The 12,586-nt window shown below is 50.6% G+C and carries 15 protein-coding genes; 3 read left to right on the forward strand and 12 right to left on the reverse strand.

The window, feature by feature from the left end; translation table 11 throughout:
* Positions 1-42: 42 nt before the first annotated feature.
* Both VLY20_11265 and VLY20_11270 read right to left on the reverse strand, forming a co-directional pair.
* Complete coding sequence (locus VLY20_11265; protein HUK57228.1) at positions 43-2,415, reverse strand: vitamin B12-dependent ribonucleotide reductase; 2,373 nt, start codon at positions 2,413-2,415, stop codon at positions 43-45.
* A 119-nt stretch (positions 2,416-2,534) separates the two neighbouring features.
* The gene (locus VLY20_11270) at positions 2,535-2,735 is read right to left on the reverse strand and encodes a hypothetical protein (protein ID HUK57229.1); all 201 of its coding nucleotides are present in this window, start codon (positions 2,733-2,735) and stop codon (positions 2,535-2,537) included.
* A 389-nt stretch (positions 2,736-3,124) separates the two neighbouring features.
* On the opposite strand from VLY20_11270, the gene VLY20_11275 reads away from it, so the two are divergent.
* The 3 genes from VLY20_11275 to VLY20_11285 are packed head-to-tail and all read left to right on the forward strand — an operon-like array spanning position 3,125 to position 4,077.
* A complete protein-coding gene (locus VLY20_11275) occupies positions 3,125-3,445 on the forward strand; it encodes a DsrE family protein (protein ID HUK57230.1) in 321 nt (106 codons plus the stop codon).
* Positions 3,446-3,453: 8 nt separating this feature from the next.
* A complete protein-coding gene (locus VLY20_11280; GenBank protein ID HUK57231.1) occupies positions 3,454-3,801 on the forward strand; it encodes a hypothetical protein in 348 nt (115 codons plus the stop codon).
* 12 nt (positions 3,802-3,813) lie between these two features.
* Positions 3,814-4,077 carry a hypothetical protein gene (locus VLY20_11285; GenBank protein ID HUK57232.1) on the forward strand — a complete coding sequence of 88 codons (264 nt, stop codon included), beginning with the start codon at positions 3,814-3,816 and terminating at the stop codon, positions 4,075-4,077.
* Between the two features lie 7 nt (positions 4,078-4,084).
* On the opposite strand, the gene iscX is transcribed toward VLY20_11285, so the two are convergent.
* The 10 genes from iscX to VLY20_11335 all read right to left on the reverse strand — a co-directional run.
* Positions 4,085-4,297, reverse strand: a complete 213-nt coding sequence (iscX, locus tag VLY20_11290; protein ID HUK57233.1) for a Fe-S cluster assembly protein IscX — start codon at positions 4,295-4,297, stop codon at positions 4,085-4,087.
* Positions 4,298-4,315: 18 nt separating this feature from the next.
* On the reverse strand, positions 4,316-4,720 hold the full coding sequence (locus VLY20_11295) for a 2Fe-2S iron-sulfur cluster-binding protein (protein HUK57234.1): 405 nt from the start codon (positions 4,718-4,720) through the stop codon (positions 4,316-4,318).
* Positions 4,721-4,748: 28 nt separating this feature from the next.
* Positions 4,749-6,572 carry a molecular chaperone DnaK gene (gene dnaK / locus VLY20_11300; GenBank protein HUK57235.1) on the reverse strand — a complete coding sequence of 608 codons (1,824 nt, stop codon included), beginning with the start codon at positions 6,570-6,572 and terminating at the stop codon, positions 4,749-4,751.
* 13 nt (positions 6,573-6,585) lie between these two features.
* On the reverse strand, positions 6,586-7,293 hold the full coding sequence (hscB, locus tag VLY20_11305) for a Fe-S protein assembly co-chaperone HscB (protein ID HUK57236.1): 708 nt from the start codon (positions 7,291-7,293) through the stop codon (positions 6,586-6,588).
* A 44-nt stretch (positions 7,294-7,337) separates the two neighbouring features.
* Positions 7,338-7,661 (reverse strand): iron-sulfur cluster insertion protein ErpA, encoded by a 324-nt coding sequence (erpA, locus tag VLY20_11310; GenBank protein HUK57237.1) that lies wholly within the window; start codon positions 7,659-7,661, stop codon positions 7,338-7,340.
* Between the two features lie 21 nt (positions 7,662-7,682).
* On the reverse strand, positions 7,683-8,075 hold the full coding sequence (gene iscU / locus VLY20_11315; GenBank protein HUK57238.1) for a Fe-S cluster assembly scaffold IscU: 393 nt from the start codon (positions 8,073-8,075) through the stop codon (positions 7,683-7,685).
* Between the two features lie 21 nt (positions 8,076-8,096).
* Entirely contained in the window at positions 8,097-9,311 is a 1,215-nt protein-coding gene (locus tag VLY20_11320) for an IscS subfamily cysteine desulfurase (protein HUK57239.1), read from the reverse strand.
* A 21-nt stretch (positions 9,312-9,332) separates the two neighbouring features.
* Positions 9,333-9,746 (reverse strand): Rrf2 family transcriptional regulator, encoded by a 414-nt coding sequence (locus VLY20_11325; protein ID HUK57240.1) that lies wholly within the window; start codon positions 9,744-9,746, stop codon positions 9,333-9,335.
* Between the two features lie 150 nt (positions 9,747-9,896).
* On the reverse strand, positions 9,897-11,381 hold the full coding sequence (locus VLY20_11330) for an HD domain-containing phosphohydrolase (protein HUK57241.1): 1,485 nt from the start codon (positions 11,379-11,381) through the stop codon (positions 9,897-9,899).
* Positions 11,371-12,586: HEAT repeat domain-containing protein (locus VLY20_11335; protein ID HUK57242.1), on the reverse strand; the 1,216-nt coding region annotated here is incomplete at its 5' end. The genes VLY20_11330 and VLY20_11335, both read right to left, overlap by 11 nt.

A 12,586-nucleotide genomic window follows, 5' to 3' on the forward strand; every position in this document is an offset into this window, starting at 1 on the left:
AGAAGATAAAACCGCCGATAAGCAAAAATTCTCGGCCCTCGCTCAACAATCCGAATAACCGCAGGAGTAGCATTTTTGACAGCCTTCCTCCCGAGCCATTTGGACGCCGCACTTGGGACAGAGGTTTCCGGTGAGACGAAAATTTCCGGTCTTCCCGTGACCGTTGCCGTTGCTCGGCGACTTAAGCCACTGCTCCTCCATGGCACGGGCGATGGCGTCCGCCAGCGATGAGATCCGAGCTTCTCCGAATCCGACCGACCGGGCGCCCCCGATGCCGCGCAATTGCTCCACCTCTTCCTGAACTTTTTCGTAGCGTGAAAGGTAGGACGGCGTGCGCAGATAAAGTGAAATCGACCGTCCCAACGATTCGGCCATCGCCATGATGTCGCTTCCGGCTTTTCCGATCGTCATAAACACCTCGGCCGGGCCCTCTTCATCGTCGTTCATCGTGATATGCACCGTCCCCAACGGCGTCTCCTTGCTCAAGGTCACGCCGACTCGCCTGTAGGGACGGGGCTTGACTTTTTTCACATCCTCGCCGGTCGCCGCAGCCGTCTTCGGTTTGGCCGACGTTCCGACGTTCAAAACCTGCTCCTCCAGACACCCGTCCCGGAAAACGGTGATTCCCAAGCAACCGACTTGATACGCCAACTGGTACGCTTTTTTCACGTCATCGCGCATGGCCGAATTGGGAAGGTTGATCGTCTTGGAAACGGCGTTGTCCGTGTATTCCTGAAAAGCCCCCTGCATCCGGATATGCCACTCGGGTGCGATCTGGTGCGAGGCCTGAAACACATCGCACAGGTCTGCGGGCACCTCTTCAATCCCGTCGATGTTTCCCTGCTCGCTGATTCGGTCCATCAAGGCCGGAGTGTAGAAACCCCGTTCCTTCGCAATGGCTTCAAAGACCGGATCCACAAAGGTCAGTTTTCTTTCTCCGGAAACATGGCGGAAAGCCAGCGCGAAAACCGGCTCGATCCCCGAAGAGCAGCCCGCGATGATGCTGATCGTTCCGGTCGGGGCAATGGTGGTCACGGTGGAATTACGAAGAGGACGGCTGTTCCGGTAAATGCTGTCGGTCCAATTAGGGAAGGCCCCCCGCACTTCGGCCAGGTTTTCAGACTCGTGATGGCCGACCGAATTGATGAAACCCATGATCTTACGGCCCAGCGCCAAGGCCTCCTCGCTGTGATAGGGAATTCCCAAACGGAATAGAAGATGGGCCCACCCCATGACACCCAGACCGATGCGGCGATTGGCCTTGACGGCAGCATCGATCTCCGGCAACGGGTACGGATTGACCTCGATGACGTTGTCCAGAAACCGGACCGTCACGCGGACGGCCTGCTCCAATTCTTCCCAGTCAATCGCCCATTTTCCGTTTTTCTTGTCGACGAAAGACAGCAGGTTCAAAGACCCTAGATTGCAAGCCTCATTGGGATAAAGCGGCTGCTCTCCGCACGGATTCGTCGCTTCGACCGGACCCATTTTGGGCACGGGGTTGGACGGTCCCTCATTCATGCGGTCGATGAAAACCAGGCCCGGATCGCCGGTCTGCCAGGCCGACTCCACAATCGCATCAAAGACTTCGCGGGCATTGAGTCGGCCCACGGCCTTTCCCGAATGGGGCGAGATCAAGTTGTATTCCTTTCCCATCGCCACCGCCTGCATGAATTCTTCGGTCACGGCGACGGAGATATTGAAATTCGTGATCTGGCGTTTGCGTTTGCAGAGCACGAACTCCATGATGTCGGGATGGTTGTAATTGAGAATGGCCATGTTGGCCCCTCGACGGGTACCTCCCTGCTTGATGGAATTCGTCGCCGCGTCGAAAACCTTCAGAAAGCTGACCGGCCCGCTGGCTTCGCCCTGGGTGGTCGAGACCAAGGAACCTTTGGCCCGTAATCGAGAAAACGAAAAGCCGGTTCCGCCTCCCGACTGGTGAATGACGGCGGCGTTCTTGATTGCATCGAAGATTCCACGGATCGAGTCTTCGATCGGAAGGACATAGCAGGCCGAATACTGAAGCCCGTTTTCCTTGCCCGCATTCATCAAAGTCGGGCTGTTCGGCATGAATTGCCCTCGGATCATCCGATCGTAAAATTGCGCGGCCACCCGCTCCACCTCCGCTGCGGATGTTCCCCAATGGCTTTCGGCTTTCGCAATCGCCATCGCAACTCGCTTGAACATCCCTTCAGCGGTTTCCTGAAGTTGCCCGCTCTCCTTTCGGAGGTATCTTTCCTCCATGACTTTGATGGCATTGGGGGTCCATTGGCCGCGCTTCTCCCACACGGTTTGCGGATCATGAATTTGACTATCAATTTGACCATCGCGAAGATCGGCTATGGAGATATGTTTGGAGGGTCGAGAGATGCCCTGTGTTTTTGCATGATCGACGTTCTTTGCAATCTCCATAAGTTCCTCCTTTATCTTTTGATCTCTCATCTGAACAGATCCCCTTGATGTGTAAGGATCGTTTATCCGACCTTGCCCGTGTATCGATCGGACTCCTGCTGGGAAATTCGTGCCGACCTTTAGGTCCGAGCCGATTCGAATTCAACCATCGACAGCCGGCCTTCCTCATCCATGAATCCCCGTAATTGCCCTTGCCGATCACGAATCTCATGATTGCCGGCCAACTGACCGATCCACTCTCCTCCCCGCAAAAACACCTCTGCGCCCACCGCGAACGCCACCCAATACCCTTCGGCATCATAAATACGCTTGGGAGTCATCCAATCTCCATGAGTGGACTGTGAAACGAACCCGCCTGACCGAAACTGAAGTGAAACAAGAAGCCCCGCTAAGAGCGATCTCTCAAAACGGGGCTTGGTGATTAGTCGTTGTTCAATAGTTCCATACTGTGTTGTTCCGATCGTGATCACAACAAGTGGCATATGTAAAGTGCCATAACTTGTTAAGATGTGCCAAGTGATATACCATGTGTCATGAAACATGTCAAGCAGAAAAATACAACATACGGGGCCCAAAATTTTAAAGACCTCCTATATATTGTGGATTGTCTGGGGGAAGGTTGTGGATTTCACGTGCATGGTATTGTGCAATCTGTAGTCGTGCCGATGGTTCATTGACAACCTGAAGATGCGGATGTTAAAGTAGGGTCGTGCCAACCTATAGCAAAAAGAAACTCGGGTTTCTTCTATCCACACCTCCCAAGCATCCCAACCTTGAAACCGTCATTCGCCTGACCGAAACCGCCTTGGCCGCCAACTATCAGGTTTATTTATATCTGATCGACCAAGGAACCCTCGCAATGGATCATCCCCGTTTGAATGCGTTATCCGAGCAAGGGCTGAAATTATTTGTTTGCGCTTATGGAGCGGAGCACCACCATGTTTCGCTGACCGGGAAAGCCACCCCGTGCGGATTGGTCGTTCTCTCCGACCTGATCAAAGGCTGTGACCAATTCATTTCGTTTAACTGATCCCCTCCATGGCTGATACCATTCTGGTTCTGATTAAAAGCGATCCTCTCGAAAGCCATCGACCGGTGGAGGCCGTCCGCATCGCTCTGGGCTTGGTCAGCAGTGACCATTCCGTGGCGGTCGTACTGCTCAACCGGTCCCCGCTTCTGCTGTCGGTCGACACCGAAGACCTCATCGATGGCGACCTCCTCCAGAAATATCTCCCCGCCTTCAAAGAATTGGGCCAGACTTTCTGGGTCGAGGAAAACGCGTTCAAGACCCATCTGCCGGAAGGATCGGACTATGCCATCCAGGCCGTTTCGTTTGAGAAAATTGCCGATCTTGTTCAACGGACCGACCGATTTTTTATCTTTTAATCGAGGAGCGAGATGGTCCGTATTCTTCATGTGCTAAAAGATGCCAATCCCGCCGAAGCCTTAACGGTCATTTCAAGGGAAGCGAAGGGGTCCGCTCAAGACCTGTCTGTCCTTCTTATTCAGGAGGCGGTTCGTTTGACACCGGACCTACCGGTCAAGATCTATGTTCTGGAAGAAGACGCTCAAAAGAGAGGGATGGCCGCGGGATTCGAACCGATTAATTACACAAAAATGCTCGATCTGATTCTATCTTCTCATTCAATCATCGTATGGTAACCCATACCTACTCGTGGGCCGCTTTATATTCTTCATACCAGGCCATTTGAATCGCTTCCAATATTTTTTCATTAGAGGCCTTGGGATCGTCCTTGAACTCGGACAATTCCGTCACCCATTGGTGCATCTGGGTGAACCGGACCGTTAAAGGATCAAGTTCCGGATAGCGGTCGATCAACCTCAAAGCGATCTCTTCTGTATCCTGCCAACCCAACTCCATCCAGAATCTCCCAAGGGATCAATGCCCGCCTTCGCCCTCTTCCATGATTTCCACGATGACATCGCCCTGGACCACCGCCTGGCAGCCCAACCGCGAGGAAAGAGTCAAGCCTTCGGCCATATCCAGACGATCCTCTTCGTCCTGTTCCATGGCTGAAAGGTTTTCCATGCCCTGTTTCACAACAATGTGACAGGTCGTACAGGCACAGTTCCCGCCACAGTTGTGACCCATGGTAATCCCATGGGCCAGAGCGATATCCAGCAAAGAACCCGGCTTTCCGTCGTGCTGCAAAGGAAATTGTGACTCATCCACTTCCACCGTCTTATTCACCGGCAGAAAAGTCACCTTGTACTTCTTTTTGACGCCGTTCCCTTCCATAGCGGCTTGGCTGTTCTGTAAAACATTCCCGATTTTTGTTTCCATGGAAAGTCTTTCCCGTCCTTCGACCGAATCAGGGCAGTTCCGAAAGTTCTTTATCCTTTAAGCCGCTCTGCAAGGTCGAATCCATTAAACGTTCGGCCAGATGAACCGTGATCTTGTCTAGCTGTTCGATTCGTTCCCGAATAACACGGTGGTCGTTCCCCTCCACCGATCGCTTAAGTTCCGCCACCTGGTCCTGGATTTGGCGCTTCTCTTCCGGTTCGATGAGTTGCTCGCCTTGTTTTAAGGCCCGTTCGGTATGACGAAGAATCGTCTCGGCCTCGTTCCGCGCCTCAACCAGGAGCCGGGCTTCGACATCGCTTTTTGCAAACTTGAATGAATCCTCGATCATTCGCGTTACGTCGTCATCACTGAGACCGTAGGAGGGCTTCACATCGACGGACTGCTCCCGTCCGCTCCGAAGGTCTTTCGCACCCACATGAAGAATCCCGTTCGCATCGATCGTAAAGTTGACCTCGATCCGCGGCATGCCCGCCGGCAAGGGATCGAGGTCCTTAAGCTGAAATCTCGCGAGGCTGCGATTATCTTTGACCAACTCCCGCTCTCCTTGGAAGACATGGACGTCCACGGAATGCTGACCGTCAACGAACGTCGTGAACAGCTCCTTGGCGTTCGTCGGAATCGTGCTGTTGCGCGGAATCAGGACGCTCATGACTCCGCCCATCGTTTCGATGCCGAGCGACAAGGGCGTCACGTCCAGCAAGAGCATGTTTTGAATACCGCCCGCCAGGATATCGGCCTGGACCGCGGCACCCAAGGCGACCACTTCATCTGGATTCAGCTCAGAATGGGGCGCTTTCTGAAAAAACTCCTGAACCATCCGGCCCACCAAGGGCATGCGCGTCGCACCGCCCACCAATACGACTTCGTCGATATTCTCCGGCGTTAAACGCGCATCTTCCAGAGCCTGACGACACGGCCCCATCGTTAAGTCGATCAGATCTTTGACCAGCGATTCCAACTCAACCCGTTTCATGGATCGGCGGTAAACAATTCCCTGTTTGAGCGGCACTACAATGTCGGTCACCTCGTCCGCGGACAGTCGCCGTTTGGCTTTCTCGACTTCCAAGCGAATCTGCTGGACCACCTCCACATCCTTTCGGAGGTCCTGACCCAATTGAACCTGGATTTCTTTTAACACCTGCTCCATCACGCGTTGGTCGAGATCATCTCCTCCCAAATGGGTGTTCCCGTTGGTGGACAGAACTTCAAAAATGCCCTCCTTAACTTTCAGGATGGAAATATCAAAAGTCCCGCCTCCCAAGTCGTAAATCGCAATCACGCCGTGCTTTTTTTTCTGGAGACCGTAGGCCAAACAGGCCGCCGTGGGTTCATTGACAATACGCAAGACATCCAATCCCGCGATCCGTCCCGCATCCTTGGTCGCCTGGCGCTGACTGTCGTTAAAATAGGCCGGCACCGTGATGACGGCCTGCGTAACCGACGTCCCCAAAAATTCCTCTGCGCGCTGTTTGACTTCCTTAAGAATGAGCGCCGATAACTCGGGCGGGGTTAATCGGTAAGGGCCTAATTCAACCTGAATAATACCCGGTTGCTTTTCGGTCATGGAAACCGGAAAATATTTTCGTTCTTCCTGCGCATCCAAAAGCCCTTTTCCCATCAAGCGCTTGATCGAATAAACCGTCGATTGCGGATGGGTAATCAAACGATTCTTGGCTCTGTCCCCGACAATCCAGCCCTGTTCATCGATTGAGATCACGGATGGGACAAGCGTCCGACCCTCGCCGTCCGCAATGACCCTCGGCTCTTTACCGTCCATATATGCGACGAGGCTATTGGTGGTGCCTAAATCGATTCCCACAATCTTGGACATGCTTCTTTTTCCTTCACGAAAGATCCCGAAGGCCTTCATCCAGATCCCGAAGGACGGTGTTTAAGTAGGCCCGGACGGATAGGAAATCTTTCATCCGTTGCAGTAACGACTGCTGATTTTTCCGCGGTTCGTCCGCTTTAGAATACCGTTGATCCTGCCACCGATCCCACTCGTCAAACAGACGGAAGAGCCCTTTCTCCGCCGCGATTTTCCTGGAACTTATTTTTTCCCTCTCCGTCATCAATGTTTCCCGAAGGGCCGCGCTCCTTTGCGGATCCTTCGTCCGAAATTGTCGGTACTCTTCCAGGGATTCCTGAAGTTCCAGAATCTCTTCCAATAAGTCGGGAGGGGCTTTGGCCGGGATATCTTTCACCGCCCCTTCTTCGAGATTAATGAGGTACTCGACGCGAAGAATCGGATCCCGGAGGGCGCGATAGGCCGCATTTAACATAGCCGAGTTTTGAAGGCTGATTGCTTTTTCCTTGTCCGATCTTCGTTGGAAAAGATCCGGATGAATCTTCCGGCTTAACTCATGAAACCGTCGTTCTAAATCGTGAAGATCGATGGCTAGATGACGGGGAAGCCCCAGCTGCTGAAAATAATCGAGGTCGGACGCGGCCGGTTGAATCTTGATGCACTGGTCACAGAAATATTCGCCTCCCACTTCGGATTGACAATTCCAGCACAGACTTCTAGCCAGCGAATCTTTTTCACGCGACACAGCTCTTTATCCCTGCCGATCCAAAGGTTGAATTTCCGACCATGTTAGGCCGAGAAAGAACTCCCACATCCGCAACTTTTGGTGGCGTTCGGGTTGACAAATTTAAAACCGGTGCCATCAAGGCCGTTCACAAAATCCAACGTCGTCCCTTCGAGATAGAGAAGGCTCTTCGGATCAACCACCACTTTGACACCATGGACATCGAAGACTTGATCCTGCTCACGGGTTTCCGACTCAAAATTCAGCGTGTAAGACATCCCCGAACATCCGCCTCCCTTCACACCCATCCGTAGATTGACGTCCGTCAGATTTTGTGCCTGCATCAATCGTTTCACCTCGTTGGCCGCATTTTCAGTTAATGTAATCATCTCGTTTCCTCCTCTCTTCGGTTAAACAGAACTGTCGCTCTCGGTTTTTTTTCGATAATCCGCAATGGCCGCTTTAATGGCATCCTCCGCCAGAACGGAGCAATGAATTTTCACCGGCGGTAATGACAGTTCTTGGACTATCTCGGTATTCTTAATTTTTTCTGCTTCGTCCAACGTTTTCCCTTTCATCCATTCGGTTGCGAGACTGGAACTGGCAATCGCACTGCCGCAACCGAAGGTTTTAAACTTGGCATCGACAATGCGTCCGGATTCCACCTTGATCTGGAGTTTCATCACGTCTCCGCATTCGGGTGCACCTACAATGCCTGTTCCGACCTCTTTTTCTTCCTTTGGAAAACTCCCCATATTCCGGGGATTGTTGTAGTGATCGATCACTTTATTGCTGTATGCCATGGAATTGACCTCCTCTTTGCCTTAATCTCTCGTCCACTGTACCGTTTTAAGGTCGACGCCCTCTTTGGCCATTTCATAAAGGGGCGACATCTCCCGAAGTTTTTGAATGGTCTCGACCACCCGCTTAACGACATAATCCACCTCTTCCTCCGTATTAAATCGTCCCAGTCCGAATCGAATCGATGAATGCGCAAGGTCCGAACCGACGCCCAAGGCCCGAATCACGTACGAGGGCTCCAGCGTAGCCGAGGTACAGGCAGATCCTGAGGAAACGGCAATGTCCTTTAACCCCATCAAGACGGATTCACCTTCGACATAGGCAAAACTCATGTTCAGGTTGTTGGGAAGGCGTTTCGTGGGATGCCCGTTAAGGTACACTTCATCCAAGGTTTTGAGAATCCCTGCTTTCAGTCTTTCCCGAAGCTCGGTCAAGCGCTTGGACTCTTCCGGCATGATCTGCATACAGATCTCACACGCCTTTCCAAAACCCACAATCAGAGGAACCGGTAATGTGCCCGAACGCATACCTCGCTCATGACCTCCGCCGTCTAGCATCGGCGCCAACCGGACCCGCGGGTTCTTACGACGGACATAGAGGGCACCCACTCCCTTGGGTCCGTAAATCTTATGGGCGGAAAATGACATAAGATCAATCGCCATGGCTTCAACATCCACTGGGATTTTGCCGACCCCTTGTGTGGCATCACAGTGGAACAAAACCCCCCTCGTTTTTGCGATTCGACCGATTTCAGCGATCGGATTGACCGTGCCGATCTCATTATTCGCCATCATGATCGAAATCAGGATTGTTTTATCCGTAATGGCCTTGCTCACTTCCGCGGGATCCACAAACCCTTCTTTATCAACGGGCAAATAGGTTACCTTCATTCCCTGTTTCTCTAATCGCTTAGCCGTATCCAAAATGGCCCGGTGTTCCGTCACTGACGTCACAATATGATCGCCTTTTTCCCGATACATCTCCACAACACCTTTTAAAGCCAGATTGTCTGATTCCGTCGCGCCGGAGGTGAAGATGATCTCCTTCGGATCCGCATGGATGAGAGTCGCGATCTGGCACCGTGCATCATTGACCGCGTTTTCCGCTTCCCATCCGAATGAATGATTACGGCTGGCGGCGTTCCCAAATTTTTCGGTAAAATATGGTATCATGACTTCCAAAACCCGTGGATCCACCGGGGTTGTTGCGTGATTGTCCATATAAATAGGCAGCTTCATATTCAACTCCTCTCATTGCGGTTAAGGCAACCGCGTAATTTCCTCGATCGTGATACTATCCAATAAGCGAGTAATGCTGTCCTGTATTCTGCGGATAGGTCTTCTTACACTGCACTTTTGAAGTTGTTGGCAATCAGTTGCGCCCCCTCGATAGCAATCAACAAGCTCAATGGGCCCTTCAATGGCTTTGACCACTTGCCCTACAGTAATATCCCGAGGAGCCCTAGCTAGAACATATCCCCCTTTGGGGCCGTTCAAGCTCGTAATTAACCCACCCTTGGCCATTTTCTGTAGTATTTTTGCAAGCAATTCAACAGGAATACTGTACTCTTCAGCAATTCGCTTCGTATTGACGATCTTTTTATCATCCTCGAAGCAGGCAATATGACTGATCGCCATCAAACCATAATCAACTTTTTTGCTTAATTTCAACATCGATACACCCGAAGCGCTCGAACACGACTATTTGAGTCTGCGACTATTTTAGTCGGATATAACATATCACATATTTTTTCGTGGTGTCAAGCCTAAAACATGCAGTGGAAATAAATATTTGTAGGGGGACCTCAAGGTGGGCGTTCTAGCTTACAAAAAATATCGGCTAACGTCTACTTTATACTTTGTAGAATCTATGATCTTGAGAATACTGGTTCTAAAATGACCTGTTTTTTCACTTAGTTCAGAGAGATCTATAATATCTCCATCTACCTCCATTCCTGAAGGATCGGCGATAATCTTGACTTTGGGCCTATCCATCCGATCGATGTGCGAACTGGTCTGAACTACAACCCCCAACTCTTTTGTGTCCAGAAGAACCAATGTCCCAATTGGGAAAATGCCAATGCTGTTAACAAAGATTTTCATCAATATTGGATCAAAGGCTCGGCCGCTCTTGTTTAACATAAACTTCAACGCCTTATCTGGAGGATAGGGAATGCGATTGTACACTCTGGAGGAGGTTAGAGCGTCATAACAGTCCACTAGACTAATGATCCTTCCAAGTAAACTTAACTCCCATTGTATATCCAGCTTGGGATAACCAGACAAATCGTAATTCAAGTGGTGTTCGAATATACCAGTGACCATTCGAATGGTCATCTCGTTTATGCCCTTCAATTTAATAATGTATTTCACTCCAAGAATGGGGTGCCGTCGCATAATCTGCCATTCTTCTTCTGTGAAGTCTGTCGGTTTATTTAGTATCTCGGGAGAAATACTGGCCTTGCCCATATCATGAAACAAGGCCGCAATTCCCAACTCGGTCAATTCCTTTTTAGCGTATCCCAACCGCTGTCCCACCGTCAGCGACAAGATACAAACGTTGACGGAGTGGTGATGAGTATACTCATCGTGACTCCGGAGCGTCGTTAGTCCTAAGAGGGTCGACTCCTCCTGTAATAGTAAGTCGACCATGCTCTGAACAACCCGTTTTGCCCGCTTCACGCTCACGGCCTGACCCAATTTGATATTGTCCATCACTTCCGCTACGGCCGTCATTGTTCTGAAATAGGTGCTCTTGGCCATTTCTTTTGTATCTCGAAGAATGTCGTCGAAGCTTTCCTTCTTTTCTTCAAATGGATCAATTTCGATGTAGGCAATCCCCATCGCCTTCATCCGTTGCGCAACCACTTCAAACGGCTCCTGGATGCTCGGATCCGTCTGCACCAGAATATAAACAAACCGCTTCAACTCTTCTACCGTTGAAGATCTCTTAAATAGAATCCCACCGATTCGCAGTTGCTTGAGCGATTCAATCAGCGAGGCGAAGCTGGTAAAACCATCGATGTCCATCTTGAGTTTGAGTTCATCTAAAAAAAGATAATCTCCTTCTAGTCGGAGATAGGCGTCATCGCTCCATTGCCAAAGCGCTCGAAGAGTCCGCAACACATTTTCGATGGGCGCTTCCATGGCAACATTTGTTGGTTCATGAATCTGGGCAGTCTTCATCAGAATATAGAACTGATTAACCAGTTCTTTACCCTTCTTGGCCATTTCTTCGTCGAACCCTCTGGATGACAGGAACTGGCGGTTGGCTAAAGGCTCTATCTGTTGCTTAGGATCATTCGCCATGTGATTTTCCAATTTCACTCAAGGCTTTTACACACGCATCCCGAATGACTTTGCTGGACAACGATTGGCCCTCCTGCAACGCGGCAACGGCTTCTTCGGTGCCAATGCGTTTCAATGTGAGGACCGCGCACAATCCCAATTCTTCTTTGACGGCTTTCTTAAACCAGGCAGAACCCCCTTGCCGAACGAGTTTCCTCATCTTAGGAATCATGGATAACCCGCCTATTTTACCCAATGCCTCAAAAATTTCTTTCTTTTCATAAAGATCTCGGAGAACAAATTCCCGTTCCTCAATCACATTTTTCAAGGGTTCCAAGGCTGCCTGGTAATTGTGACTCGACAAACTGCGAATGGCCTGGATGCGCAGCGAACTCTCGGGATCGTTGAGAAAAGCCACAATCAGTTCTAGGGATCGAGGATCCTTCATTCCATCAAGGGTATGAAGCAATTCCTTGCGAACTTTGACCTCCTTATGGTTGACCAATTTTCGAAAATTCTCAATCACCTTTTCCTTTCCGATCTTCCCTAGAACATAGACGACATTCCTAACCACAAACCACCGTGGATCATCCAATTTTTGGATGAGCGGTTCAATATCTTCCTTCCCTAAATGCACAAGGGCCTCACAAACAACACGGCGCATTTTCATTTGTGTCAAGCGTCCTAAGAGTTCGATCAACGGGATGAGGGCATATTTGCTCAGCAGCAGCCAGAATTCATAGACCTGGTCTGTATCTTTCGCCCCCCACTGATTGAGCACCGGTTCCAATGCCCGGATTCTCTGCGGATCACCCGCTCGGTCAATCGACTGAATCAAACGAAGCCGCTGAGACTCCGGAAGATTTCTTGTCGGGTCTAGCAGCTCATGAAATAACTCCAGGACTTTCTTCGAATGCCAGAAATCTCCCCGGAGCATCAGGGTCTCTAATACATTATCGAGAATGTCGACCATCTCGGAAAATGCTCCTTCCTCTTTCTCAATCCGGAGAATGGCGGCTAAGATTCCCATTAGCGTTGAGATCGGATTCGCATATTTCTCCACCTTCATCTGTTGCTTAATCGCGGCAATTTCCTCCTCCGACAAAACAAAAATCTGAGAGGCTTGATCGGCCATTTTGGGACCTAGAAATTCCTGAAGAGTTGTTTGGGCCGATTCCGCCACCGGTTTCATTCGTGTTTTTTCTTTTTCAACCAGATTTTCAAGA

Source organism: Nitrospiria bacterium (assembly GCA_035517655.1).
Classification (GTDB): Bacteria; Nitrospirota; Nitrospiria; order JACQBZ01; family JACQBZ01; genus JACQBZ01.

What these genes read in the sequence shown, in the direction of transcription:
- VLY20_11265 (HUK57228.1), bottom strand. Translation starts at nt 2,415, where the DNA reads ATGGAGATTGCAAAGAACGTCGATCATGCAAAAACACAGGGCATCTCT.
- VLY20_11270 (HUK57229.1), bottom strand. Translation starts at nt 2,735, where the DNA reads ATGACTCCCAAGCGTATTTATGATGCCGAAGGGTATTGGGTGGCGTTC.
- VLY20_11280 (HUK57231.1), top strand. Translation starts at nt 3,454, where the DNA reads ATGGCTGATACCATTCTGGTTCTGATTAAAAGCGATCCTCTCGAAAGC.
- VLY20_11285 (HUK57232.1), top strand. Translation starts at nt 3,814, where the DNA reads ATGGTCCGTATTCTTCATGTGCTAAAAGATGCCAATCCCGCCGAAGCC.
- iscX (HUK57233.1), bottom strand. Translation starts at nt 4,297, where the DNA reads ATGGAGTTGGGTTGGCAGGATACAGAAGAGATCGCTTTGAGGTTGATC.
- VLY20_11295 (HUK57234.1), bottom strand. Translation starts at nt 4,720, where the DNA reads ATGGAAACAAAAATCGGGAATGTTTTACAGAACAGCCAAGCCGCTATG.
- dnaK (HUK57235.1), bottom strand. Translation starts at nt 6,572, where the DNA reads ATGTCCAAGATTGTGGGAATCGATTTAGGCACCACCAATAGCCTCGTC.
- erpA (HUK57237.1), bottom strand. Translation starts at nt 7,661, where the DNA reads ATGATTACATTAACTGAAAATGCGGCCAACGAGGTGAAACGATTGATG.
- iscU (HUK57238.1), bottom strand. Translation starts at nt 8,075, where the DNA reads ATGGCATACAGCAATAAAGTGATCGATCACTACAACAATCCCCGGAAT.
- VLY20_11320 (HUK57239.1), bottom strand. Translation starts at nt 9,311, where the DNA reads ATGAAGCTGCCTATTTATATGGACAATCACGCAACAACCCCGGTGGAT.
- VLY20_11325 (HUK57240.1), bottom strand. Translation starts at nt 9,746, where the DNA reads ATGTTGAAATTAAGCAAAAAAGTTGATTATGGTTTGATGGCGATCAGT.
- VLY20_11330 (HUK57241.1), bottom strand. Translation starts at nt 11,381, where the DNA reads ATGGCGAATGATCCTAAGCAACAGATAGAGCCTTTAGCCAACCGCCAG.